Below are 26033 nucleotides of genomic sequence, written 5' to 3' on the forward strand. Positions count from 1 at the left end.
TGGGGGCCGTGAGGACGCGTGACGGGGTAGTTGAGGCATGCGCGGCGGCCGACATCGCGGACCCGGAAGAGGCTGACCGGCGGAGGCCTGGGGCGTTACGAGCGGTGGTGCTGGATGTCGAGGCCGCGGTCCGGGCCAGTGCCCAGCATCCCGGCGGGGAGCGGCGGATCTACCAGCTCGGTGCGGTGCGGCTGTCCGCCGATGCCGGATGGGTGGACGAGGCGCCGGAGTTCGAGGCCTGGCTGCGGCTGCCGGATCCGGAGTGGGAGGCGCTGATCCGCGGTGAAGAGGCCTCGGCCCGGTACCGGCGAGAAGCCCGGGCCGCCGAGGAGGTGTTGGGCAACTTCCGGGAGTGGCTCGGGGACGCGGACGCGCTGGTGGCGTTCAACGGCACGGTCGCGGACTTCAGATGGTTCGACGCGGAGTGCTTGCGGGCGGGGCTTCCCGCTGTCGACGGTGTGCTGCGGGTGGACGCGCTGTATCTGGCGCAGGCGGTGTGGCCGTGGCTGGACTCCTACCGGCTCGGAGATGTGGCCGCATGCGGGGGAGTGGCGACGCAGGCCGGGCGGCTGCATGACGCTTTGGTGGACGCCCGGGTGACCGCACTGGTGGTGAGGGCGGTGGTGGCGGAAGCGTTCGGCTGGTCTGATCCGTGGTGGCGGCTCGTGGCTTCCGTCGGAGCGGGCTCCGCGGCGTGGGAGCTGGTGGCGTCGTTGACGGACCGGAAGCCGGGCGGGGTCGTGGACGACGAGAGCGTCGCCGAGTTGCTGGCGGAGGCACTGCGTGAGTGGGGCGAGGCCGTCCGTTCGCCGGACAGAGGGAGTCCGGGCCTGGCCGCTCTCACGCTTCCGGCTCAACTTTTGGGCCCTAAAGGGCGGGTGGACCCGCATCGGCTCGCAGTGGCCGTCGCGGCGGGCAGGGAGGTGGAGTGGCGGTCGGCGCAGCAGGAGATGGCACGGTGGCTCGGCGCGCAGGTCGACGCCGGACGGGACGGGTTGTGCGAGGCGCCGACGGGGACGGGAAAGAGTCTGGCCGTGCTGGCGGTGGCCTTGGACTGGCTGGCGGCTGACGCCGACCGACGGGTGGTGGTCTCGACATTCACCCGCCAGTTGCAGGGGCAGCTGGCGGGGGATGTGGTTGCGCTGGCTCGGGTGATGCCAGGTCTGGAGTCGCTCGCCGATGTGGTGAAGGGCAAGCGCAACCGGGTGTCGTTACGGGCCCTGGTGGCCGCGCTGGTGGATGCGGCCGAGACGGCCGGCGGGCGTCAGGCCGGCCGGATCCGCTTCGTCGGCGACGTGGTCTTCCGTGAGGTGCTGGTGTGGTTCGTACGCCGTTTGGCGACGGCGCGGGGGCGGGCGCAGGTGTGGTCGGCACGCAGTGTGGACGTACAGGATCTTCCGGCGTTCCTAGTCGAGTACGTGCAGGCCTCGTCCGGCGGGGTGTTGCCGCTGTGGCTGGCGAGCGTGAGCCAGGAGGCGGGGGACTACTGGCCTGGTTCGGGTTCGCCGCTCGCGCCGTGGACAGACTCGGTCGGCGAGGCGGTGGCGGGTCATCGACTTGTGATTGCGAACCATGCGTTGCTCCAAGCGCATGCAAGTGCCTTCGACCGTTCGACCCTGCTGGTGGCCGACGAGGCGCACGCGTTGGAGCAGGCGGTGACCGTGGCGTCGACTGCGCAGGTCGACATCCGCGCGGTGGAGAACCTGTTCGGGGACACGGAGCGGTGGGTCCGGGAGTTCCGGCGCGCTGACGCCTCGCAGTTCTCGAGGCTGCTGCGGGAGGGGCAGCGGCTGCTGGAGACCGAGGCGATGCCACGTGCGGCGCAGGGGGTGTTCGATGCGGTGGGAGGCGAACCGGGACGCCGGGTCGCGACCTTGGCGAGTCCGTACGGGGGACTGATCGCGGTGGCCGGCGCCCGTCAGCTGCTGGGGCGCCTCGAGCGGCTGGGGAGCTGGGCTCAGGCGGCGGGCCGGGAGCTGGCACGGCTGACGCGCCTGCCGGAGGTCCGGCAGGCGCCGTGGTGGGAACGCGAACGTGCCGCACTGCTCATCGCGCGTGTGGGGCTGCTGGCGCAGGAGGCCGCGAGGGTGGTGGCCGACGCGAGCGATGTGCTGGGGACGTCCCCGGACCTGGTGGATACCACGGAGGAGGCGGCTGAGGATGACGGCGACGAGGAACCGGAGTGGGAGGAGGAGCCCCCGGAGAGCGTGCGGGATCTGGTGGACGAGCCGCTGCAACAGGCTCTGCCGGGGCTGACGGCGCGAACAGGCTTGGCGAATCGGGTCGTGTTCGCGAGCGAGGGCGGTGAGGTGACCGCTGCGGTGGCGGCGCGTCGCTACCCCTTCTCGGTCTCCTCCGCGCCGATTGAGCTGAGTGCGGATCCGCAGTGGCGCCGGGTTCGTAGCGGCTTCGGCCGGATTCTCTATGTGTCGGCGACCCTTCGGGTCGCGGGGTCCTGGGCGTTCGTGCGGCAGCGTCTGGGGTTGGGCGGCGAGGTCGACGCGTGCGTGCTACCGAGTCCATTTGACGCCTCCCGGCAGGCCCGGCTGCTGTGTTTCGCGGATTTCCCCAGCTGGGCCGAGCATCCGCAGGCCGCCTACCGTACGGTTGCACATCAGCTGGCGGGCTACGCGCGTGAGGTTGTCAGTGAACGGCACGGGGCCTTCGAGCACGGTGCGCTGGTGCTGACGACGTCCACGGCGGCGGCAGAGTCGGTTTCGGAGCGGCTATTGGAGCAGCTCGCTGTGGATGGGGCTTCACTGCCGGTGGCGGTGGCGCCACTGCTGGGCAATGCGCGAGCAGCGAGGGAGTTCCATGCGCTGGGCGGCTTCTTGATCGCCACGCGCGGCATGTGGCAGGGAGTCGACTTCCCGGCACGGCGGCTGGGCTTGGTGTGGATCAACAAACTCCCGTTCGCACCCTTCGCGGACCCGGTCATCGCCGCCCGGCGTGCGGCGGCCGCAGAGCGGGCGAGGGCGGCCGGAAAGGCCGACCCCGAGGCGGCCGCGACGCGTGAGTACTACCTGCCGCTGGCGGCGATGGATCTGCGCCAGGCGGTGGGACGGCTACTGCGCTCGGTGGACCACCGCGGCGTCGTGGTGATCAGCGACCGCAAACTCGCTGGGTCGACCGCCTTGCGCCGAGCCTACCGCCAAGTCTTCCTGGAGTCGCTGGACCCGGGACTGCTCACAGCCGATCCGCTCACGGGCGAGGCGGCGGGCGGGAACATCGTGACGATGGTGGAGGGATGGGAGGCTATCTGGCGCTTTCTGGCCGATCAGGGCCGTCTTGACGCGTCGCGCGCACAGGAGTTGTGCACACCGCAGGCGCTGGAGGCGCACACGTTGCTGCCCGCCACGCGCCGGATCCGCCAAGCCGGGCTCAGCGCCCAGGAGGTTGCGCGTGCCCGCGCGGACGGGACGCTCCCTTCCTTGCTGGTCGAGCGCTGCGAGGCGGTCGCCGGACACCTGCGCTTCCAGGACGGCCCGCTGGCGTTGAAACCCGAACAGCATGCCGTGGTCCGCGCGGTGGGCGGGAACCGGGACGTGTTGGCGCTGCTGCCCACGGGGTTCGGGAAGTCGTACACCTTCCAGCTGCCGGCTCTGGTGCTCCCGGGCGTGACCGTGGTGGTCTCGCCGCTGGTGGCGCTGATGGCCGACCAGGCGCTGGAACTGTCGTCGGCGGTCGGGGGCGCTGTGCGGGCACTGGTCGGTCCCATGGCGGAGTCGAACAGCCGCGGAGGGAAGACCGAGGTCGCTGAGGAGCTCCGGGGGACCCGTCGGCACGGCATCAAGCTGGTATACGTGTCACCTGAACGACTCGCGGACCGGCGTTTCGCGGATCTGCTGCGGCAGGCCGCTTGCACCGGTGTGCTGGAGCGGGTCGCAGTGGATGAGGCGCACACGTTCGTGCAGTGGGGCGACGACTTCCGTCCGGGGTTCCGCCGGGTGGAGGTGCTGCTCCGAGAGTTGAGAGAGCGGTTCGGGGTGCGGGTCACGGCGGTGACTGCGACGGCGAACCGGCAGGTCCGAGCCGGGCTTCGGGAGGGGCTGTTCGGTCTGGAGGGCACGGCGGCGGGTGATGAGGCTCTGGTGACGGTGCAGGCGTCACCACTCCGGCCCGAGCTGGCGGTCTACCGACGGACGATGCGGGCCGGTGGCCCGCAGGCAGTGGCCGGGCTCGCCGAGCGGGTCGCCGAGGCCTGCGAGGACCATGCGATCTTCTACTGCCTGACGGTGAAGGAGGTTGAGGCGCTCTACGCCCATCTGCGCGAGTTCGCCGTCCAGGGCAGTCAGCGCGTGAGGCGTTTCCACGGGCGGCTGTCGGAGGCGGAGAAGGCTGCTGTGCTCACGGAGTTCCGGGAGGCGCCGGGCCGCGGTGAGGACGGGTTCGCGCCGCTACTGATCGTCGCGACGAGCGCATTTGGGCTGGGGGTGAACCGGCGGGACATCCGCTGTGTGTTCGTGGTGTCGCCGCCCACGGACCTGTCGGCGCTCTACCAGCAGCTCGGGCGCGCGGGCCGGGACCAGGCCGGGCGGGCGCAGAGCGAGGTCGACGCCCCGTCGGCCGGTCTGGCGCTCGGCACAGGGCGCGGGCTGCGGACCGTGGCGTGGCTGGCGGCGCAGGGCCTCTCCCCCGATGTCCTGCGCCGACTGGGCCACGCGGTGCTGCGAGCCGGTGCGTCCGGGATCCTCGACCCGGAGCGGCTCGCAGCCGATTGCATGGCCGCTGATCTCCAGGCGGGGCTGCTGCCGGCCCAGCAGGCACAGCAGGCCGCCGCATGGGACACGTACCGCGCTTCCGTGGTACGCGCGCTGGCCGTCCTGGCCTCACTGGACGCGCTCACCGACCTGGGCGATTTCCCCGAGCGCGTGCGGATCACACCGATACCCGGCGCCCTACGACCCTCAGGCCCCGAGTGGGGCCGGGCCGCGGCGGTTGTCAGCGCGCTCGCCGAGCGGCGGCCCGGAAGCCACCAGGTGACCGATGTGTCCGCACTCCTTCGGGACCGCGGCGCGGGACCGGCGGTTCCCGACCCCGCTTCCGCGTGGACCACGCTCGCCGCCCTGCATGACCTGGGCGTGGTCGACGTCTCGCAGGCCGGCAACCGGCGCACCTTGACAGCGGTCCGGGTGCCCGACGGCACGGCCTTGCCGGACGCCTTCGACGCCCACATGCGTGCCGCCCGGGAACGTGCCCGCCAGGACTTGGCCGACCTGCGCGACTGGTACAGCGCCGCCGACTGCGCGACCGAGGCGTTCAACATCTACTTCACCGGCAGCCCGCTCAGTGGCACCGAGCACGTGTGCGCGACCTCGGCGACCCGCTGCTCGGCCTGCTGGGCCACCGACGTCTCGGCCGAGACGACACCGCAGCTGCTGCGTGCCCTGAACACCCCGCGGCCACGGCCGGCGGTGCACCGCGAGAGCGAGCCCTACCGGCGCGCGGCCGACCAGTGGATCTATGCCTTGCTCTGGGACAACTACCGAGGACTGGCACCGGCGATGATCCGCCGTGTGCTGCGCGGCGAGGAGACCTATCTCTCCCGCAGGGACGGCGTCCGCAGACCGCTGTGGCCGCGTTTGCTGTACCACCGACTGCGCGGCGTGGATCCCGGGATCCGTTCCACGGACGTGACCGCGGCCCTGCAACGCCTCAACGCGGACGGCCATGTGCTGCCCACCGAGGACGGGGCCCTGTGGCGGCTGCGTCGCTATGCCGAGCGCCGGCAGTAGGAGGTGTGAGCGTGCTGCCCCTGACGGAGCCGCCCGCGTGGGCGCCCTTCGACGACGAACCGCTGTTCGTGCCGGAGCTATTACTCGGCGCGGAGCAGATGGATGCGGCTGTCTCGGACCGTACGGGCCGTTATCTGCGTCAGGTCACGGTCGCACGCGGCGGGGTCCTGCACCTCGCCTGTGCCTGGAACGCGCTGCACTTCGGCTTCGACCTCGCCCTCGGCGCCTACCACTCGGCGTTACTGGATCCGGAGCACTTCCATGCGGTCCGTCCCGCCGCCGATGCGGCCCGAGCCGCGATACCGGTCGGCGCGTTTATCCGCATCGAGCGCGGCACACGCTGGCTGTGGGCGGAGGCCGTGGGCAAGTTCGGCGCATCCCGGGACTGTGACGACGACGGCTGGATCCCCGCAGCCCGGTCGGGCGACCGGACCGCCTTCCTTCGTTCGGACGGCCTCTGGGGGCGCGAGGAGACCTTGGTCGCGGACACCGGCGCGTTCGGCCCGCCCTCCGCGGTAGAAGTCAAAGAGACCGCCAGACTGCACCGGTCCGGGCTCCTGGACACGCGCGGGCACATAACGTCGACCGCTCTGTACACGACGCCTGACCTTCCGCTGCTCGAGGACGTGGACTTCTACCAGACGTATCTGCTCAACGAAGCGCGTCCTCTGCTGGCTACCGGTCCGCTCGCCGGGCTGCTGGACGACCCTCACGACACCGACCTGCTGACCCGGGCCCTCGCCGCGAGCTTCGACACCCTCGGCGACCTGCTCCGCCGCTCGCCCGGTCTGCGTACATGGGGACCGTACGCCGTCGCCGCGACCGGCACGGCTGGCCTGCCCGGCTCCGCGGTCGACGAAGTCGTCCACCGAATCCACCGGGCTCGCACCGGTCCTCCGCGCTACACCGCGAGCTGGCCACTGCTGTGCGCAGCCGCCGACGCGGTTGGAGCACGTGACCTCACCGAGGGCCCGAACGCAATGGTCTCCCTGGCAACCATCAACCTCGCGATCGCCGACCGCGCGACCGAGCCGACGGCGCAGGTCGACCTGCGTATCGACGACCTGTGGCAACAGGGCGGCGTCTGGCGTGCCCAGCAGCCCCCTCTCCCCTGGTATGTCGACGGCGCCGACCCGCTGGCACCGCTGGGGATCGGTCACCGCGAACACACCGGTTCCCTCCCCGCCGCACCACCGCCCCCCGACTTGTCCCCAGGCCGACAGGAGCCTTCCAGAGAGTCGTCCGCCCCGCCGGAGGACATCGAACCTCCTCCCCTCCTGGAGGACGCCGGATCTGACGAACGCATACCGGTCATCGAGCACCTCGACGACAGTCTCGCCGTCTACACCTGCTGCCTGCTGCCGCGCCACATTGACGACGGCACGCTCCCGCTGCCGACATTCGTCCGTGAGGGTTTGGCAGACGGCCCCTTCATCCTCGAACTCCATCACAGTGGTGACCTGGACGACCCTCGGGCTCCGCAGGAACTCGGCCTCACGGATATGGCGTTGACCGGTGTGGCCTGGCCGTGGTCGTTCTACCCCGGCATCAGACTTACCGTCACAGTGCCGCGCGGCGGACATCGCCTGCACGCCATCACGACCCCGCTGGACGAGCCGCTCCACCTCGACGACCACGGCCCGTTCTCCTGGGACTGCGACACCTCCGTACTGCGGCGCCACCTCGGCCTCATCCCGCAAGAGCCGGAACGGCAGCCCCCGGCTCCCCGGCGGACGGCACGTGCCGGCTACGCCCCAGCGGTCGACAGCCTGTCTTCCCTCATCGTCGCGGGGCTCCGTCGGCACGGCAACCCGGGCATGTTCGACGCCCGCTCCATGCACGGCCACCGGCTCAGTGCCGCGCTGTTCGGTCCCGGTCCCGTGCCGCCCCAGCTGATGTGGACGGTGATTCACACCTGTGAAGACATGGCTGCCCGAGGGCTCCTCGAGCGCGAGACGGCGGAGGGCGAACCGGACCTGTTCATCTGGTGGCCTGGCGACAAGGCACCCACAACGCGGAAGCCCCCGGACACACTTGAACGCCAAGTACTGCGAAATCATGTAAAAGCGCATTACGTACCACCTGATCGTCGTAAGCTTCCCCCGGGCCAGCAGGCAAGTGATCATGCGCGGGCCGCCTATGCGCGGTGGCGTATCGAGATGCTCGGTCCGGAAGCCGACACAACCCTCCCCCAGGGCTACACCTTCGTCCGCGGTCACCGGCGCGGCACCGAGCAACCCCCTGCTCGTCACGACGACTTGACCGGATGCACTTGAGGTCCCTCATGACGCGACACACATCGAACACACCTCAGCTGCCTGGACCTCCGGCCGACCTGGCCGAGAAACTGCGCCAGGCCATCGATCATCTGGGCAACCCCGTCGGGGACGTGCTCGCCGCACTCGATGCCACGCTCCTGCTCCAACTGCTGCAACGCGTCCGCAACCGTGACCGCATCGCCATGCTGCAGACCCTGCGTGTGCCGTCCGCCCGGCTCAGCTCGCGGGCCGCCGAGCAGTGTCTGGCCACGCTGCGTAAACGCAATGCCGACATACAACTGCGGGCAGCGGGCACCATCTCCCAGCCCACCATCAGAGCGCTTGCCGGCGCTCTTCACGACCATGATTGGCACGGCAGCGACCAGCACCTCGACGACGCCGTCGCCGCGTTCTCCGAGTCTCGCCCGGAGCTGCTGCTGGCCGCCTTCTCGGCTCCCCTCTTCTCGCCCGGCCACGCAGCCCTCCTGCGCCACGCTCTGCAGCGGTTCCCCATGCCGGCGTGGCCGAAGGAGGATGTGCAGAACACCATCGACGCGTGCTCCGCCTTGGAGAGCGCTTGGCTCCTTCTCATGCCGTACTCCCAGAACGTTCGCAGCACAGAGAGGGCGTCGCCGCCCGCTGCGGACGCCGGGCTCACGCCCAGCCCGTCGTCCACGGGACGAGAGCCGGAACTCACCGATTGGAGCACCCGGGCCGAGAACCTGGAATCGCTGCTCGTCTCGGCACGGTCCGCCGCAACGCGCGTCACCGCCCACCTGGCCTCGGAGCGGGCGCCCGCCCACGACGACATCGTCGCACTCACGGCTCTGCGGACGGCCACGCTGGTCATGCACGAAGATCTCGGCGCCCATGCCTCCGTGGCCGTGCCGCCGGATCCGGCCGATGTCCGCGCCTTGTGCGCCGCCGCCCGTACGGTTGCGGCTGAGCAAGCCGAGCAGGTCGGCAATCGTGCGGCGATGCTGCGTGTTGCCGCGCTCGAGGGCCCGTCCGGCAGCACGCCCCTGGAGTCCGTCCGCGGGCAGGCGCTGCGTCTGCTCGACGCCCCTTCGGCCGATACGGAGCATCTGCGGCTGCTCGTCGCGCTGGCGGACGCCCACGCCGTCGACGACGATTCTGCCGTCGACGAGCTTCTCGCCCTCCTCAAGGAGGCACCCCAGGACGTCAACAGCGTCGCCGCGCTGATCCTGCGGGGGAAGGTGACCGCGCTGGCCACCCCGGCAGGCGACACACCGGAGTCGACAGCCGACCCTCTGGCTCCGCAAGTGCCCTCTTCGTCCACCGCTCCGGCCCCCGAATCCAACCCCGTGAGGCCTTCCGACGGGCGGCCCGGTCCTGCAACGGCTCCACAGCCCGAAGCCGTTCCTGCCGCATCACCCACCGTCGTCCTCACCGAGCCCCCGGTGCAGGAGGCACCGGACAGCGAAGAGGTGGAGGCCCTCGCACCGCCTGCCGTCGAACTGGCGTCACCAGCGCCTGTTCCCACCGACATCGTCTTGATCACCCGTCTGATTTCCACAGGCGAACTCGCGCTGGCGGGTCACGCGGCACACGCCGCAGGCCACCCTTCCCTCCAGCAGGCGCTGGAGACCCTTCAACTGGCGCACTGCGTCCGCTCGGAGACAGGTCCGTGTGCCGGCGCCGTACGCGAGCGTATCGACCTGGAAAGCGGCCACCCGAGCGTGACGGGTCAGGACGAGCGTATGTTGCTGCTTGCCGCCGCCCTGCGAGCCGCTCTCCTCACCGCCGACCCAAACGCTGGTGAGCTGGTCAACGCCCTGGCCGACAGCTGCTCTGGCATGACGCACCTTCAGCAGCTGTGCCGCGCGGTGGGAACCGCCTCCGCACGCGGCCAACTCACCGCAGCAGGCGGTCTCAACGTCCTCGAAAGCGCCACCGAGGCCGACACCGAGGTCAGCCGGGCCTCCGAAGACGCCCGCCTGCACCTCACCGCACCGCGGCACCTCCACTTCCCTCGCGCGGAGACGATCGTCCGCGCATGGTGGGACGCCGACGGCCTGATCGGCTCACTGGTCGCCGCGGCGGCTGACGACCGGCGCGACCACGCCGACCAGGTCGCCGACCAGGTGCGCCGGCTCACCCCTGCGGCCTTGGGTAAAGACCTCAAGGACATCGACAACCGGCTCCGCGGCAAAGGTGCCGTCCTGCAAGGCGCCGCCCGTCGCCGCATTCTTCAGTACGCGGCGGAGTCACTCGACATCGTCAACACCTGGTTGCTGGCCACCCGCAGCGCGGCCCGCAGCCCCGGGCTGAACAGCGTGCTCGCGAATCTGCGCCACGACGTCCGCGCCCAAGCCGACGACGCTTACACCGAGCTGCGCGCCCACGCCGACACCGTCTCCCACCCCTTCAGCGCTGCCGTAACCGAGACGGTCCTGGAAAGCATCCGGACCACGACCCGGCTGCTGGACGGCGCCACACTGCCTGGGACCGAACCGGCGCCGGGCCACGCGCTCAACGCGGACCTGCTGCGCTGCTCCCGTCTCCCGCTGACCAGGACGCTGGAACCGGCGCGCGAGGTGACCTTGGACGACATCGTCCACGCCCAGACCCGCACCTGGGCACAGGCGGCACGCGACCAGGCGGACGTCGGCAACTTTGCGGCGGCACGTGCCGCGGTGGAGGCGGCCGAAGGAGAGTCCGAGGACGACGACACCTCGCTCCGGGATGCCGTCGAGCAAGCCCGCGGCCATGCGCTGGCCACGGCACGCGCGGCCATCGACGAGATCCGCGGCACAGTGGCGACCGCCACCCGGCAAGGCCGCCTTCCCGAACCAGGTCGCTCCGACATCACGACACGGGTTGAGGCCGCCGAAGCCGACCTGGCCAGCGACGACTTCAGTGCCGTCGACCGGCAGCTCAGGGCGATCGCCAAACTCATGCCCCGGCTGGCCGACCGGGCCAGGGCCGACCTCATGCAACGCGCCAAAGACGAGATCAACAATGCGCAGCGGGGCGTCCCCGACGACGTCATGACGAGAATCACACAGCTCGTCGACGCAGGGGATCTGGCAACGGCGGAGGACTACCTGCTCACCGCGCTCGCCGGAGAACACCCGCCCACTTCGGCACCCGAGAACGACCTCGAGCGGTTTTTCCCCTCGGTGCCCGACAGCCTCCCCGAAGGCATCACCCCGGACCTCATCGAGGCCGTCGACAGCGGCGGCACGCACGCTGGTCTGGACTTCGCTCAACTGCGCACCCGCGAGCGCAACACCACCACCGAGACGCTGCGTTCCTGGGCTCAGCTCCTCAGGAACTGGCGCACCCTCAAGAACGGCAACCATCTGCTCCGCGGCGCACTGCGCATCGCGGGCATCGAGTACGGCAGCGAACGCCCAGCCGGCCAGTACGCCCCCAACCGGAAGTGGATCGAACTCGCCGACGTCCAGCTGCTGGGTGGATGCCGGCTCCCAGCCTTCGGCTCCGAGGCGGGCGGCCGACTGCGCGTCCTCCTGACTCCCGACGTGTCGGACGTGACCACTCTGACCGCGTGGGCCGACCAGGACACCAGCACTCTGCCTATCCTCGTCGTCGTCCTGGGCACGCTGCCCGCTGCCTCCCGGCGTGAGCTCGCTCTGCAGACGGCCAAACAGCCCATGAAGCCCTTGCTGTGCCTGGACGCGGCAGCAGTGGCCTACTTGGCATCCAAGGCCAGCAACCGGTTCACGACCACAGAGCGCATCCTCGCGCCGTTCGCCGCCACCAACCCCTACCGCCCGGACGCGAACGAGTCCGTGCCCTCGGAGATGTTCTACGGGCGCCAGCAGGAGCTCAACGACATCACCTCCAAGACAGGGGCCCAGCTGCTGTACGGAGGGCGTCAGCTCGGCAAGTCGGCGCTCCTGCGCGCCGCCGCTCGCCGCTTCGAGACGACGCCGGGTCACGTCGCTCTCTACATCCCACTGCCCACTACCCTCGGGCTCGGCCAGAAGACCGACGAGCTGTGGGACATGATCAGCCGTGAACTCGATCGCAAGGACATCGCCCCACCGGTCCGGCAGGCCCGGCGCGGCACCGCGCAACAGCGTGTCACCGCCGCCATCACCGCCTGGCTCGATGACGACTCTGCCCGCCGTCTCCTCGTCCTGTTCGACGAGTGCGACATCTTCTTCGACGCCGAAGCCCGGGAGAACTTCCCGCAGACAACGCGCCTGCGGGAACTCATGAGCACCACCAACCGCAGGTTCAAGCCCGTCTTTGCTGGCCTCCACCAGGTGCAGCGTTTCTCCGGTCTGCCGAATCAGCCTCTATACGACGCCCACTTCGGCAAGCCCGTCGTCATCGGACCCCTGGCGCCGGCACCGGCCTTCCGGCTCGTCCGGCAGCCCCTGGAAGCCCTGGGGATCCGGATCCCCGACGAGCTCGTCCACCGGATCCTCGCCTACTGCAACTACCATCCCAAACTGTTGCAGCTCGCGGGGGAGGCCCTCGTGCGGGCGTCCCTCAACACCCGCGTCGCCACGCCGCCGGCTCCCGGTACCCCCCCGTGGCACGTCGACAACGCCGTCCTCGAACGCGTCATCGGTTCCCAGGACCTCACCGACCGTACGCGCAACACCATCAATCTGACCCTCGAACTGGATCCTCGCTACAAGCTCATCGCGCTCATCGTGGCCCTTGAAGCGCACGCGGGCGGCGTCGACCACAGGATGACCACCCGGGCGCTGAGCAGGGCCTGCGACGACTGGTGGCCGCAGGGGTTCACCGGCCAGGGCCCCGACGAGTTCCGCGCGCTGCTGGAGGAGATGACCGGCCTGGGCATCCTGGCTGGCGACTCGCAGGGCTGGAGGCTGCGCTCGTCCAACGTGCTTCGCCTCCTCGGCAACCAGCATGCGATCGAGGAGGCCCTGGAGAACCACGACACCTCCAAGCCGCTGACCAAGCTCACCGCCGCCCAGGCGCGGCGGCCCATCGCCGCCGACAACCGCATCAGCCCGCTCACCGAACAGCAGCTCGCCCGCCTCACCGCTCCGGGAAACGAGCTGAGGATCGTCATCGGCAGTACTGCCACCGGCCTTGACACCGTCGCCGCCGTCCTCGAGGACCAGCAGAACAGGGCCCCTTCCAAGCTGGAACCCATCGTCTGCTCCACATCTCCGTCCCGTTACAAGGAACTGCTCAGCACGGGCAAGCCCGGTCCCCTGCACCGCATCGTGGTGGTGAAGCTCAGCCGTTTCAACGATTTCGACAAGGCCAGGGCCAGCCTCCGGCAGGTGGAGACGATCCAACCGCCAGCCGGTGTTACCCGGACCGTCGTCGCCCTCGCCGACGCCTGCAAGGCCGAGCATGTGGCACTCGCTGCGGAATTCGATCCCGACAACGCCTTGATTCCCTTGCGCCGCGTGACTCTCGAAGGAATTAGCAGTTGGGCCACCGACGTGGAGGCGCTCGCGCCCTTCGCGGAGACGGAGGCCCGCAACCGGCTCATGGATGCCACCGGGGGCTGGCCGATCCTCCTGCACGCAGCACTCGCACAGGCTCGCCAGGGCCGCCGCGTTCTCACGATCTGCAAGAACATCCACGAGGAAGTCGCCTCCGGGGCACTCGGCACCGCCCTCCTGGACGGCCTCGGGCTCACAGCATCCCCCGATATGCGCACACTGCTGACCGATCTGGCCGCTTTCGATGAACCCCTGCCGTGGGACGACTTGGTGGAACTCCTCCAGGACTCCCACCCCGCACCGCAACAGGCCCTAGAAGAACTGCGCATGCTCGACGTCCTCGCCCAGGACGAGAAGCAGCTGTACCTGCTGGACCCGACCGTCCGCCGAGCTTGGCCGCCGCAACCGCACGGCAGGGACTCCTCGCTAGTCTGAGCATGCTTCCCATATCAGCACTGCCGGGTCATTCCCGGGGCGCTTCCAGGCCGTCCAGCGTCAGAATACGGATGTCCACCCGAGGTCGCGAGCGTCAGCACGGCGACGTCGTCGCCGTCTGGTAGGCGTACGTCGAGAACGGCCACGTCGGGGCGGAGCGCAGGGCCCCGGGCGAGCGCATGCTCGGCGTTCTCGGCGTCCCCGACCACCGAGATGTCGGGTTCGGCGTCCAGGAGGTCCGTCAGACCGCGGCGCACGACCTCGTGGTCGTCGAGCAGGAAGACCCGGATCGGATGTTCCTCGGTGAAGGTGCGCGGCTCGGTCATCTCGACTCCTTGTTCCCCGGAACGCCGGTAGGGCGGACTGCGGACTGCCCTTGACAACGATCGTCACGCGCCGGGGCCGGATGCACCAGGGCGGATCGGCCCCTGTCGTGCCGGTGGCCGCGGTGGGGCCGGTCGGTCCCTGCAGGGGACCTGCAGCCCTTCCACGAAGACCGCTCGCGCAGGCACGCTCGAGCTATCAGCCGTTACTGAGGAGGTGGGAGACCATGACGCGCACGATCATCGTCGGCCTCGACGGCTCGCCCGAAAGCCGGGCCGCCGCCGAGTGGGCTGCCCGCGAGGCGAAGCTGCGCGGCCTGCCGGTCAAGGTCCTCCACGTGTGGGAGCCAGTGCCGGAGCCCATGGCACAGGCTCCGCTGCTCGGCCCCGAGACCCATCAGCACTGGACCGAGAAGATTCCCCGCGATTCTGCCGAGGGTCTCCGGCTGCGCCATCCAGGCGTCGAGGTGACCGCGGAGCATCTGGCCGGTCGCCCGAGCGAGATGCTGTGCGAGGCCGCGAAGGGAGCCGAGTTGCTCGTCCTCGGCTCGCGTGGCCTGAGCGGGATCGGCGGGTTCCTGGTCGGTTCGGTCGGCCTCGCCGTCGTCGCGCACGCCGAGTGCCCCGTGGTCCTGGTCCGGGCCGGTGAGCAGGCGGCGGACGAGCACGAGATGGACCCGGCGGGCATACCGTCGGCCGCGACGCGGTACCGGCCGGTCGTGCTCGGCATCGGCATCGACAACCTCGATGCGTCAGTGATCGAGTTCGCCTTCGACGAGGCTGCCCGGCGCGACACCGGTCTGCGGGCCGTGCACGCGTGGGATCTGCCCTCGTACTTCGTGGACGGCCCGACGACCGATCTGGAACGGTACGACCAGGTCGCCCGCTGGCACGCCTCCGCGCTCACCGAGGCACTGAGCCTGTGGCGGCAGAAGTACCCGCCCGTCGAGGTGGCCGAGGAGTCAAGCTCGGGCAGCCCGGCGGGCCACCTGATCGAAGCCTCCCACAAGGCTTCGCTGGTCGTCGTCGGCCGACGGATTCGCCGTAACCCGTTCGGGATGCACATCGGTCCGGTAACGCACGCCGTCCTGCACCACGCCACAGCGCCCGTCGCCGTCGTCGCCCACGACTGACACACCACCCAAGAGGCGATGGTCCGGTCGACCAGCCGCGCGGCGTACCAGGGACTTACCGCGGGCGCCGTAAGGCCCATAGGTCCCCGGCTGCCCCGGACAGCCCATAGGGCCGCTTCAGGACGCGCTGGATGCTCGAAGCGTCGGCAGCCGCCGAGCGGCTCGGAGGAGACCACCATGACGCACGATGTGCTCGACCGCCCTCCGGTCCACGCCCTGCTCGCGGACGGCACCACCGTGTGCATCCGCCCCGTGCGGCCGGGCGATCACGAGCGGCTGCGGAGCCTCTACGAGGAGATGTCCCCGGAGAACCTGCGGCTGCGGTTCTTCGCGGCGAGCCGCCGTGCGGCCGCGATGGCTGCCGACCGGGCCTGCGCGCCGGCCAGCCCGGGCTACCGGGCTCTGCTCGCCGAGACGCAGGGCCGGGTGATCGGGCTCGCCGAGTACGACAGCGGCGGCGAGGAGGATACGGCCGAGATCTCCGTCGCGGTCGCGGACGGCGTGCACCACCGTGGGGTTGGCACTCTGCTCGTCGAGCACTTGGTTTCCGCCGCCCGCGCGAACGGCATCACCACCTTCACGGCCGACGCGTTGGGCGAGAACCATGAAGTGCTCCGGCTCTTCGCCGACCTCGGCCTGCACACGGCCCGGCACTTCGATGGCCCCGAGGTGCGCTGCACCATTCGGCTCGACCAGGACGATGCCTACCTGTCGGCTGTGGAGGAGCGGGGCCGGGCCGCCGACGTGGCCAGCCTCCAACCGATCTTCCGGCCGGACGCGGTCGCCGTCGTCGGCGCCGGGCGCAGGCCCGGATCGGTGGGCCGGGCGATCCTGCACCACCTGAAGGTCGGCGGCTTCACCCGGCATCTGTTCGCAGTGAACCCCGCCGCCACCGCGATCCTTGGCGTGCCCTCCCACCCGTCGGTCAGTGTCCTGCCCAAGACCCCCGATCTCGCGGTTCTCGCCGTGCCCGCCGCCGCGGTGCCGGCCACCGCCGAGGAGTGCGGCAAGGCGGGCGTACGGGCTCTCCTGGTCGTCACCGCCGGCCTCGACGCCGACCAGGCCCAGGCGCTCATGGCCGCCTGCCGCACGTACGGCATGCGGCTCGTCGGCCCGAACTGCCTGGGCATCTCCAACACGGATCCGCACGTCAGTCTCCACGCGACCTTCGCCGCCGACCATCCGCGCCCCGGTACGGCGGGTGTCGCCGTGCAGTCGGGCGGCGTCGGCATCGCGCTCCTCGACGGGCTGTCCCGCCTCGGCATCGGCGTGTCGACCTTCGTCTCCCTCGGCGACAAATACGACGTCAGCGGCAATGACATGCTCCAGTGGTGGGAGAGCGACGGCCGCACCGACCTCGCGCTGCTGCACCTTGAGTCGTTCGGCAACCCGCGCGCTTTCTCCCGCACGGCCCGGCGGGTGACCCGTCGTATGCCGGTGCTCACGGTGGACGCCGGCCGCACGGAGGCGGGCCGGCGGGCTGCCGCGTCGCACACCGCGGCTGCCGCTACCCGCACCATGACCCGGCAGGCGCTGTTCACCCAAGCCGGTATCACCGCCACCCGCTCGGTCGGCGAACTGCTGGAAACCGCCGCCTTGCTGCATTCCCAGCCGCTCCCAGCGGGTAACGGCGTTGCCGTCGTCACCAACGCGGGCGGCATCGGCGTGCTTGCTGCCGACGCCTGCGCGGAGGCGGGGCTCGCGCTGTCGTCGTTCGGCGACGAGCTGACCCATGACCTGCAGGCCGTGCTGCCTGACGGAGCCGCGATCGGCAATCCGGTGGACGCCACGGCCGCCGTGACCGAAGAGCAGCTCAGCGCGTGTGTCGACCGGCTGATGACGTACGGCGGCATCGACGCGGTGCTCGTGGCCCTGGTGCCCACGGCGGTCGCCGAGGCGATCGGCGACGACCTGGTGAGGGCGGTGACCCGCATCCCGGGACGCCGGAACCGGCCAGTCGCCGTCGTACGGCTGGAGCAGGACGTTCCGGTGACGCTGCTGCCCGCATCCGAGGGCGGCACGATCCCGTCGTACGCCGAACCGCAGGCCGTGGCCCGGGCCCTGGCCCACGCGGCGCGCCGCGCCGCCTGGCTCAGCCGGCCCCTCGGCACGGTCCCGGAACTGGAAGGCATCGGCACGCGGCGCGCTCACGAGATCGCCGAGGAGTATCTCGCCGTGTCGCCGGACGGCGGCTGGCTCGACCCACGCACCTGCGCGGAACTCCTAGACTGCTACGGCATCCCCCAGATTCCGTGGGCCTGGGCGGAGACAGAGGATGAGGCGGTCCTCGCGGCCCGGCGGCTGCGGGGCGCGGACGGCCGGGTGGTGCTGAAGGCGTACTGGCCGGGACTGGTGCACAAGACCGAGGAGCGTGCCGTCCATCTCGATCTCCAAGGGGACGCTCAAGTGCGGGCGGGCTTCCGGGATTTCGGGACACGTTTCGGCGACCGGCTGAGCGGGGTGATCGTCCAGCAGCTCGCCGAGCGCGGCACCGAGCTGTTCGCCGGTGTCGTCCAGGACGAGGTCTTCGGGCCGCTCGTCCTGTTCGGGCTCGGCGGTACGGTCACGGAGGTACTGGCAGACCACGCCGCCCGGCTCGCGCCACTCACCGACCACGACGTGCACGACCTGATCACGTCTCCGCGCTGCGCACCGCTGCTGTTTGGCTCGCGCGGCGGCCGGCCCGTCGACCTCCCTGGGCTTGAGCAACTGCTGCTGCGCCTGTCCCGGATGGCGAGCGACCTTCCGCAGCTCGCGGAGGCCGACTTCAACCCGGTCCTCGCGACACCTGGCGCGGTCACCGTGCTCGACGCCCGCCTGCGCCTGCTGCCGCGCCGGGTCCGGGACCCCTATCTGCGCCGACTCCGCTGAGTCAGCCGCGTCGGCCGAGCCAGCCGAGGAGGACGCGCCATGAAGCACAACAAGGTCGGCAATGGTCATGACCATGGACGTGGTCCGGGTCGTGTACGGAACCCCGTTCAAGGAAGTGGCCCGGCTGCTCGCGGACCACCGGATCAGTGGAATGCCCGTGGTGGACGAGGAGGACCGGGTCATCGGTGTCATCTCCGAAACCGACCTGATGGCTCACCAGGCCGCGACTCCCGACCCGTACGAGCGCAGCCGCCGCTTCCGGTTCGTCGTGCTGACGCCCGCCGCCCGGCGTCGGGTCGCGAAGGCGGCGGCGCGCACGGCCGGTCAGCTGATGAGCACGCCGCCGGTCACCGTGCACGCCGACGACACCATCATCGAGGCCGCGCGCACCATGGCCCAGCGGCACGTGGAACGGTTGCCGGTGCTGGACGAGGAGGACCGGCTGGTCGGCATCGTCACCCGGCGCGACCTGCTCCAGATCTTTCTGCGGCCCGACGCGGACATCCGCGACGAGGTGATCGACGAGGTACTGGTACGTGCGATGTGGCTGGCACCGAGCAGCATCGACGTCTCCGTCACCGAAGGCGTGGCCACGGTCGCGGCGAACTGGAACGCAAGAGCGAGACGGCCATCGCCACCTCCATGATCCGGCAGATCGACGGCGTGGTCGCCGTCGTCGACAAGCTCACCTGGCGCCTGGACGACACGCGTCTGCGGTCGGACGAACAGGCGCTGCACGGCGTGGCCGACGACTGGCTGCGCAAACGGTGAGAGGAGGCGGACCGTCATGCCGACGAACGTGCTGGTCGCCTACGGAACAACGAACGGATCGACGGCGGAGATCGCCGAGGCCATCGCCGAGGTCCTGCGCAAGGACGGGCTGACGGTCGAGGCGCTACCGGCCCGGTCCGTGCCGAGTGCGGCGTCGTACGACGCCGTCGTGGTCGGCGGCGGGCTGTACGCCGGTCGCTGGCACAAGGACGCCCGTCGCTTCGTCCGGCGCCACCGCAAGGCCCTGGCCGAACGCCCACTGTGGTTCTTCAGCAGCGGCCCGCTCGACCCCTCGGCATCTGAGCGGGACATCCCGCCCGTGCCCGGGGTGAAGAAGGCCATGGCCCGGCTCGACGTCAGGGAGCACATCACCTTCGGCGGATGCCTGCAGGAGGGCGCGAAGGGCTGGGTCGCCCGGCTGATCGTCCGGAACGGAAAGGGCGGGGGTTTCCGGGACTTCGACCAGATCAAGGCATGGGGGGCGCGGATCGGCCAGGAGTTGACGAGTTGGCGGGAAGGGCCGCGGTCGGGGGCGTGTCGGCGAAGGCGAGCCTTGCACAGGGCTCAGCCCCGGCCCCGGCCTCTGGCGGTCAGCGGAGCCCTGTGACCGGTCGGCCCGCCGTGACGTTGTCAGCTTCGGCGGTCGGCATATCGGCCACGTCATCGGGCAGGCATGGGAGCACTTCAAAGACGCCTGCCAGACTGGCGTGCCGAAGGGTCCGCCGGAGGAAGGTGCTGTCGGCGACCACATGTAGTCGGCCGTGCCGTGCCATGACCCGGTTCCGCGTCCGGCACAGGACCCCCAGCCCGGTGCAGTCCATGAACGACACCGGACCCAGGTCCAGTACCAGGTCGGGACACGGACCGGCGGTCAGTACGTCGAGGCGCGCCGCCGGACCCGGTGCCGTGAGCAGGTCGATCTCGCCACGCACTGTCACGACGGTGGTGCCGCCGACCGTGCACTCCATGGGATGCGGAGTGGACCCGATGGAAGTGTCGGACATGGTCCCAGCAAAGCCGGGTGAATCGGGCGTGCGATAAGGCCGACCGGCCATCGTGCCCGGGTCCGGTGGGGCCTTCGTCAGTGCGGTCGCGGACCAGCCGCCGGAAAAGACTCCTGTCCGGTCGTCGGACGGGGCCGACCGGCCCATGTGCCTTCCGGCAGACCGCGACAAGCTGGGTATGCGGTGTAATCCCGGCATAGTGCCCACGCGGGGCTTCACGCCTCCAGTGCGATGGTGATCTCCGGCGGTTGGTGCAGTGTGTTGTGGACCGTGCAGTGGGACGCGACGGCCAGCAGGGCCGCGTGACGCTGGGGGGAGAGGGCGGGCGGCGGGACGACGGTGACGCGGACGGATGCGACCCGGGCCGGCCGGTCGGGAGCCATGGTGAACTCCGCACGAACCCGCAGGCCCGAGCGGTGCAGGCCATGGCGGTGCAGATAACGGCCCGCGTAGAAGGCGACGCAGGTGGCCAGCGACGTGGCGAACAGCTCCGTGGGAGTGGGTGCAGTGTCCCTGCCGCCCGCGTCCGTGGGTTGATCGACCATCAGCTGGTGACCACGGACGTCCACGGTGTACGCGTCTCCTTCGACATGGGCGACGTCCAGCGTGTGCACGTCCGGTGCCTTCGGTTGCTGTTGCGTGCTCGCCTCTGTCATGGGGGTCACCTCGTGTCGCTGCTGGTCTCTCCCGAACCGGCCGCCCGTCCGGCCTCCAGGCGGGCGACCGGAACGCGGAACGGCGAGCAGGAGACGTAGTCAAGTCCTGCCGTGTGGAAGAAGTGCACGGAGTCGGGATCGCCGCCGTGTTCGCCGCACACACCGATCTTCAGGTCGGGGCGGGCGGCACGGCCCTCGGCGACGGCGATGCCCACCAGGCGGCCGACGCCGTCGCGGTCGATCGTCTCGAAGGGGGAGGCGGCGAACACGCCCTTGTCGAGGTAGGCGGAGAAGAACGCCGCCTCGACGTCGTCGCGGGAGAAGCCCCACGTGGTTTGGGTCAGGTCGTTCGTGCCGAAGGAGAAGAACTCGGCTTCCTCGGCGATCCGTCCCGCCGTGAGCGCGGCCCGGGGCAGTTCGATCATCGTGCCGACCGGGCAGTGCACAGGGACGCCGGACTCGTCCGAAACCTCGGCCAGTACCTGTTCCACTTCCTCGCGGGCCAGCCGGAGTTCCGTGACGTCCCCGACGAGCGGCACCATGATCTCCGCCTCAGGGGAGCCCCCGGCCCTCGTGCGCTCCACGACCGCCTCGGCGATGGCTCGCACCTGCATGGCGACCAGCCCGGGGACCACCAGGCCGAGGCGTACGCCCCGCAGGCCGAGCATCGGGTTGTCCTCGTGCATGCGCCGCACAGCGGCGAGCAACTCGGCGTCGCGGAGGTTCGGCTGCTCGCCGCGGGCCTCGGCGGCGCCGACGCGGACGGCCAGTTCGGTGAGGTCGGGCAGGAACTCGTGCAGGGGCGGGTCGAGCAGGCGGATGGTGACCGGCAGGCCGTCCATCGCCTCCAGGATCCCGGCGAAGTCCTGCCGCTGGAGGGGGAGCAGCGCGTCCAGAGCACGGTCGCGGGCCGCGTCGTCGCGGGCAAGGATCATCTCCTCGACCCGCTTGCGGCGCTCACCGAGGAACATGTGCTCGGTACGGCACAGCCCGATGCCCTGTGCGCCGAACCGGCGGGCACGGGCCGCGTCCTCCGGTGTGTCGGCGTTGGCCCGTACCTCCAATCTCCGTACTTCGTCAGCGAGTTGCAGAGCGCCGGCTACCGCGTTCACCACCCCGGCGGATCGCTCGCCGGTCTCCAGATAGCGCATTACCGCCGAGTCGGCCAGCGGGACCGCTCCCGCGTACACGGCACCTGCGGAGCCGTCGACCGAGATCACGGTGCCCTGCTCGACGACGGTTCCGTCACGGGTGGTGAAACGCCGGGCCGGGGTGTCCACCGAGAGTTCCTCGGCGCCGCAGACGCAGACCTTGCCCATGCCGCGTGCGACGACGGCCGCGTGCGACGTCTTCCCGCCGCGGCTGGTCAGTACGGCCTGGGCGGCGACCATGCCGGGCAGGTCGTCCGGGGTCGTCTCCTCGCGGACGAGCACCACCTTCTCGCCGGACGCGGCCCGGCGTACCGCCTCGGCGGAGTCGAAGACGGCCGTGCCGACCGCGGCACCGGGCGAGGCCGGGATTCCGTGGGCGAGCGGTTCGCCGATCGTGGAGGTGTCGAAGCGGGGGAACACCAGCCGGGTGAGTCCGTCACCGCTCACCCGGGCCAGCCCCTCCTCACGGGTGATGAGCCCTTCATCGGCCAGCTGGGCGGCGATCGTGAACGCGGCTTCGGCGGTGCGTTTGCCGACCCGGGTCTGGAGCATCCAGAGGGTGCCGCGTTCGATGGTGAACTCGATATCGCACAGGTCCCGGTAGTGCTGCTCCAGCGTGCGCATGTGATCGCGCAGTTGGTGGTACGAGCGCGGGTCCAGGCGTTCGAGCTCGGCGAGGGGCACGGTGTTGCGGATGCCGGCGACGACGTCCTCGCCCTGTGCGTTGGGCAGGTAGTCGCCGTACAGGCCGGGGCGTCCGGTGGCCGGGTCGCGGGTGAAGGCGACGCCGCTGCCGGAGTCGGGGCCGAGGTTGCCGTAGACCATGCGCTGCACGGTGACGGCGGTGCCCAGGTCGTCGGGGATGTGCTCGCGGCGGCGGTAGAGGCGGGCTCGTTCGCCGTTCCAGGAGCGGAAGACGGCGAGGATCGCTCGGCGCAGCTGCTCGGCAGGCGACTGGGGGAAGTGGTCCCCTGTCTCCTCATGGATGAGCTGCTTGTAAGCCTCGACGAGTTCGGCGAGGTCGGCGGCGTCGAGGTGCAGGTCGTCCGGGGCGCCCCGCAGGTCCTTGAGCCGGGTCATGATCCGGTCGAACAGTGCCCCGTCGACGCCCATGACCGTACTGCCGAACATCTGGATGAGGCGTCTGTAGGAGTCCCAGGCGAAGCGTTCGTTCTCCGAGACCTTGGCCAGGCCCAGGACGGAGTCGTCGTTGAGGCCGATGTCCAGGACCGTCTCCATCATGCCGGGCATGGAGAAGCGGGCCCCGGAGCGCACGGACACCAGCAGCGGGTCGTCCGGCTGTCCGAGGCGACGTCCCGCGTCGGACTCGACGGCCGACAGGTGCCGGGAGATCTCCCTGGACATGCCCTCAGGTTCGGTGCCGGTCGCCAGGAAGGCCCGGCACGCCTCGGTGGAGACGATGAAACCCGGCGGGACCGGCAGGCCCAGCCGGGTCATCTCGGCGAGGTTCGCGCCCTTGCCGCCGAGCAGGTCGGCCAGGTCACGGCCGCCCTCGGTGAAGTCGTACACGTAACCGGCCATGACACCGCGCTCCTCGGCTCCACAGCTCTGTACGGCAGCTGTGTGGACTTTCGTCCCTTCCAGGGTCGGATGGTCGTCCCGGTGAGTGCAGGTGCCACCCGACCCTCCCGGTGGGGCCGCTCGGCCCAAGCGCGCACAGGGCCCGGTGGAAGACGCTGTCAGTGGAGAAGAGGTGAACGAAATGACCAGCACGATCGAGCGGCTCCCCGGCCTGCCAGTGCTGTCCGCCCCGACCGACTGGGCGGAGGCAAGCTTCCCCGTGATGGACACCGTTCCGGAAACGCACGGCATCCATGTGGAAGAGCGCCTGACCGACGGGACGTATGTGCTGCTGGCCGAGCTTCCGGGAGTCGACGCCGAGGACATCGAGATCACCATCACGGCAGGTCTCCTGACCTTGCGCGCGCAGCGCAGCGTGGTGACCGCCGAGAAGCAGTTCGTCTACGGCCACTACACTCCGCTGCCGACCGGGGCGAAGGGCGACGAGGCCACGGCGGAGTACCAGCATGGTGTCCTGACCATCACGATGCCGGTGCGGGAGACGAGGCCCGGCAGCGGAGCCACCCCGGTGCGGGAGCCTCTGCGCGTGGCTGTGCCCTGAGTCGCACATGAATGCTCCCTCGTGTGTCCAGGAGCTGCTGGTGCATCGGAGGGAACGGCGTGTGAGCAGTTGCGTCCCCCGAGCGACTCATGCCCGGCATGTGGCCTTGCGCCCGCCCGCGACGGCCCGCCGGCCGGTCGCGGGTGGGCCAGACCGTGAGGCCGAACGTCCCTGGCAGGGACCGAACAGCCCTTTGCGACCGGCTGTTCCGGGGTGTGACGGTGAGAGTGAACCCGGAGACTGCCCGACCGTGAGGCGGTGGGAACCATGAGGCTGGAACTGCCCCTGGTCGTGGGCGTGGACGGATCGGACGGTTGCCTGGTGGCGCTCGACTGGGCGGTGGACGAGGCCGCCCGGCACGGTTTTCCGCTGCGGCTGGTATACGCCTCCCTCTGGGAGCGCTATGAGGGCAAAACCCCGTCGGTCAGTACGGAACGCTCGTCGGAGCAGGTGATGGCCGACCACATCGTCGCCTCCGCGGCGGACCGCGCCCGGCGGCGCAACCCCGACCTGAAGGTGTCCACCGACGTCCTCCCGGCCGAAGCGGCGGACGCGCTTCTGCGGGAGAGCAACAACGCATCCACCCTGGTCACCGGGTCGCGGGGCCGTGGCGAGCTGAAGGGACTGCTGCTCGGTTCCGTCGGGCTGGCCGTCGCGGCCCGCGCGCACTGTCCGGTGATCGTGGTCCGGGGCGACAAAGCCGGCCTGGCCGGTACCCATGAGCGGATCCTCCTCGGGGCTGGGGATCCCGCTGCCGGCGGGGAAGCGGCGCGGTTCGCCTTCCGTGAGGCCGAGGTGCGTGGATGCACCCTCGACGTGGTCCGGGCCTGGCGCTGCCCCGCGCACGAGACCGCCGATGTGGCCGCGCTCGCCGAGACACCCGCCCGGTACCACGAGGAGCGGGCCCGCGCCCAGCTGGACGAGCTGCTCCGCGACGCGGTCGCCGACCACCCAGCCGTGCGGGTGCGCCGTACGACGGTGGAGGGACCGGCCCGCAAGGTTCTGGTGGACCGTTCGGCTGCGGCCGACCTCGTGATCGTCGGAGCGCCGCGGCGGCAGGGCCACTTCGGGCTCCAGCTCGGGCGGGTGGCCCACACACTCCTGCACCACGCCCAGTGCCCTGTTGCGGTCGTGCCGCAGCACGTATGAGTACTGCGGCGTCGGCAGCCGCGCAGGCGTCACTCACGGGTCATGGCCCGTCAGCTTTCCCGCTTTCCGCCAGGTACTACGGCGACGGGGCAGTGCGCGTGGTGCAGCAGTGCCTGGCTGACCGAGCCGAGCAGCAGTCCCGTGAAGCCGCCGCGGCCGCGGGCACCGGCCACGACCTGCTGTGCCTCGCGGCTGGCCTCGATCAGGGCCGGGCGGACCCGGGAGCGGACCAAGCTCCGCTGTACGGTGACCCGGGGATGGCGTTCCTGCCAAGGAGACAGCGTGTCGTCCAGCAACCGCTGCTCCTCCTCGCGGAGCCGCTCGATGCCCACCACCACGTTCAGAGGATCACCAGGACCCTCGTAGGCCCGCTCGCTCCAGGTGTTCCACACGTGCAGCGCCACCAGGTCCACGCCGCGCAAAGACGCCTCGGCGAAGGCGAACGCGACGGCTTTCTCGCCCGCCGGTGAGCCGTCGACCGCCAGCAGCACGGGGCCGCTGGGGTCCGGCCGGCCGCGCACCACCAGCACCGGGCAGCGGCCGTGCGCGGCCAGGTGTACGGCGGTGGAGCCGAGCAGGAGGCTGCCGAACGCGCCCAGTCCGCGGCTGCCGACCACGACGAGCCCTGCGGTACGCGACTCGATCTCCAGCACCATCAGTGGCTCACCGACGGTGACCTCTCGCGTTGTTTCCACGTGTGGCGCTGCTCCGCGGGCCCGCTGCTCGGCCTCGATCAGTGTGCCGTCCACCAGCCCACGTACCCCCGCCGTAGCCGGATTCCACGGGGGTCCGCCGGGCGGTACGTGCATCGACGGCCACCCGAAGGCGTGCACGAGCCGCAGGTCCACGCCGCGCAGGTCGGCCTCGCGTGCCGCGACCTCCACCGCGTGCAGGCTCGATGACGAGCCGTCCACTCCCACGACGACCGGATTCGCCACGACAGACTCTCCTTCTCACCTGGCGGCCGGTCCTGACCGCCGT

11 protein-coding genes and 3 pseudogenes are annotated in these 26033 nt (G+C 70.6%); 9 read left to right on the forward strand and 5 right to left on the reverse strand.

What is annotated here, in order from left to right:
- Window positions 1–107: 107 nt before the first annotated feature.
- Genes HJD23_RS41030 through HJD23_RS41040 form a run of 3 tightly spaced genes read left to right on the forward strand, consistent with a single transcriptional unit; the run spans window position 108 to window position 13851 of the window.
- Window positions 108–5735 carry a DEAD/DEAH box helicase gene (locus HJD23_RS41030; protein ID WP_171113587.1) on the forward strand — a complete coding sequence of 1876 codons (5628 nt, stop codon included), beginning with the start codon at window positions 108–110 and terminating at the stop codon, window positions 5733–5735.
- A gap of 11 nt (window positions 5736–5746) precedes the next feature.
- Complete coding sequence (locus HJD23_RS41035; RefSeq protein WP_171113586.1) at window positions 5747–8011, forward strand: hypothetical protein; 2265 nt, start codon at window positions 5747–5749, stop codon at window positions 8009–8011.
- A gap of 8 nt (window positions 8012–8019) precedes the next feature.
- Window positions 8020–13851 carry a hypothetical protein gene (locus tag HJD23_RS41040; protein ID WP_171113585.1) on the forward strand — a complete coding sequence of 1944 codons (5832 nt, stop codon included), beginning with the start codon at window positions 8020–8022 and terminating at the stop codon, window positions 13849–13851.
- A gap of 110 nt (window positions 13852–13961) precedes the next feature.
- Here the strand turns inward: HJD23_RS41040 and HJD23_RS41045 are convergent.
- Window positions 13962–14177: pseudogene (locus tag HJD23_RS41045) on the reverse strand (response regulator); the annotation flags it as partial.
- 224 nt (window positions 14178–14401) lie between these two features.
- Between HJD23_RS41045 and HJD23_RS41050 the strand changes: the two are divergent.
- The 4 genes and pseudogenes from HJD23_RS41050 to HJD23_RS41065 all read left to right on the forward strand — a co-directional run.
- Window positions 14402–15307, forward strand: coding sequence for a universal stress protein (locus HJD23_RS41050; RefSeq protein WP_171113584.1), 906 nt, complete (start codon window positions 14402–14404; stop codon window positions 15305–15307).
- A gap of 177 nt (window positions 15308–15484) precedes the next feature.
- Window positions 15485–18178 (forward strand): bifunctional GNAT family N-acetyltransferase/acetate--CoA ligase family protein, encoded by a 2694-nt coding sequence (locus HJD23_RS41055; protein WP_171113583.1) that lies wholly within the window; start codon window positions 15485–15487, stop codon window positions 18176–18178.
- Between the two features lie 39 nt (window positions 18179–18217).
- Window positions 18218–18949: pseudogene (locus tag HJD23_RS41060) on the forward strand (CBS domain-containing protein).
- 16 nt (window positions 18950–18965) lie between these two features.
- Window positions 18966–19451: pseudogene (locus HJD23_RS41065) on the forward strand (flavodoxin domain-containing protein); the annotation flags it as partial.
- A gap of 88 nt (window positions 19452–19539) precedes the next feature.
- Here the strand turns inward: HJD23_RS41065 and HJD23_RS41070 are convergent.
- The 3 genes from HJD23_RS41070 to ppdK form a co-directional block, all read right to left on the reverse strand.
- Window positions 19540–19953: an STAS domain-containing protein gene (locus HJD23_RS41070; protein ID WP_171113581.1), complete on the reverse strand. Its 414-nt coding sequence runs from the start codon at window positions 19951–19953 to the stop codon at window positions 19540–19542.
- A 215-nt stretch (window positions 19954–20168) separates the two neighbouring features.
- On the reverse strand, window positions 20169–20609 hold the full coding sequence (locus HJD23_RS41075) for an OsmC family protein (RefSeq protein ID WP_171113580.1): 441 nt from the start codon (window positions 20607–20609) through the stop codon (window positions 20169–20171).
- A 5-nt stretch (window positions 20610–20614) separates the two neighbouring features.
- The gene (gene ppdK / locus HJD23_RS41080) at window positions 20615–23302 is read right to left on the reverse strand and encodes a pyruvate, phosphate dikinase (RefSeq protein ID WP_171113579.1); all 2688 of its coding nucleotides are present in this window, start codon (window positions 23300–23302) and stop codon (window positions 20615–20617) included.
- A gap of 181 nt (window positions 23303–23483) precedes the next feature.
- On the opposite strand from ppdK, the gene HJD23_RS41085 reads away from it, so the two are divergent.
- Together HJD23_RS41085 and HJD23_RS41090 are read left to right on the forward strand one after the other, a co-directional pair.
- Window positions 23484–23903, forward strand: coding sequence for an Hsp20/alpha crystallin family protein (locus HJD23_RS41085; protein WP_171113578.1), 420 nt, complete (start codon window positions 23484–23486; stop codon window positions 23901–23903).
- Between the two features lie 267 nt (window positions 23904–24170).
- The gene (locus HJD23_RS41090; protein ID WP_171118673.1) at window positions 24171–25052 is read left to right on the forward strand and encodes a universal stress protein; all 882 of its coding nucleotides are present in this window, start codon (window positions 24171–24173) and stop codon (window positions 25050–25052) included.
- Between the two features lie 50 nt (window positions 25053–25102).
- Here HJD23_RS41090 and HJD23_RS41095 read toward each other — a convergent pair whose 3' ends face one another.
- Window positions 25103–25990 (reverse strand): universal stress protein, encoded by an 888-nt coding sequence (locus HJD23_RS41095; protein WP_171113577.1) that lies wholly within the window; start codon window positions 25988–25990, stop codon window positions 25103–25105.
- Window positions 25991–26033 lie beyond the last annotated feature (43 nt).

It is taken from the genome of Streptomyces sp. Z423-1, from assembly GCF_013009255.1.
GTDB lineage: Bacteria > Actinomycetota > Actinomycetes > Streptomycetales > Streptomycetaceae > Streptomyces > Streptomyces gossypiisoli.

Bases quoted from the DNA above. Each gene is read 5' to 3' on its own strand.
- HJD23_RS41040 (WP_171113585.1), top strand. From the start codon at position 8,020: ATGACGCGACACACATCGAACACACCTCAGCTGCCTGGACCTCCGGCC.
- HJD23_RS41050 (WP_171113584.1), top strand. From the start codon at position 14,402: ATGACGCGCACGATCATCGTCGGCCTCGACGGCTCGCCCGAAAGCCGG.
- HJD23_RS41055 (WP_171113583.1), top strand. From the start codon at position 15,485: ATGACGCACGATGTGCTCGACCGCCCTCCGGTCCACGCCCTGCTCGCG.
- HJD23_RS41070 (WP_171113581.1), bottom strand. From the start codon at position 19,953: ATGTCCGACACTTCCATCGGGTCCACTCCGCATCCCATGGAGTGCACG.
- HJD23_RS41075 (WP_171113580.1), bottom strand. From the start codon at position 20,609: ATGACAGAGGCGAGCACGCAACAGCAACCGAAGGCACCGGACGTGCAC.
- ppdK (WP_171113579.1), bottom strand. From the start codon at position 23,302: ATGGCCGGTTACGTGTACGACTTCACCGAGGGCGGCCGTGACCTGGCC.
- HJD23_RS41085 (WP_171113578.1), top strand. From the start codon at position 23,484: ATGACCAGCACGATCGAGCGGCTCCCCGGCCTGCCAGTGCTGTCCGCC.
- HJD23_RS41090 (WP_171118673.1), top strand. From the start codon at position 24,171: ATGAGGCTGGAACTGCCCCTGGTCGTGGGCGTGGACGGATCGGACGGT.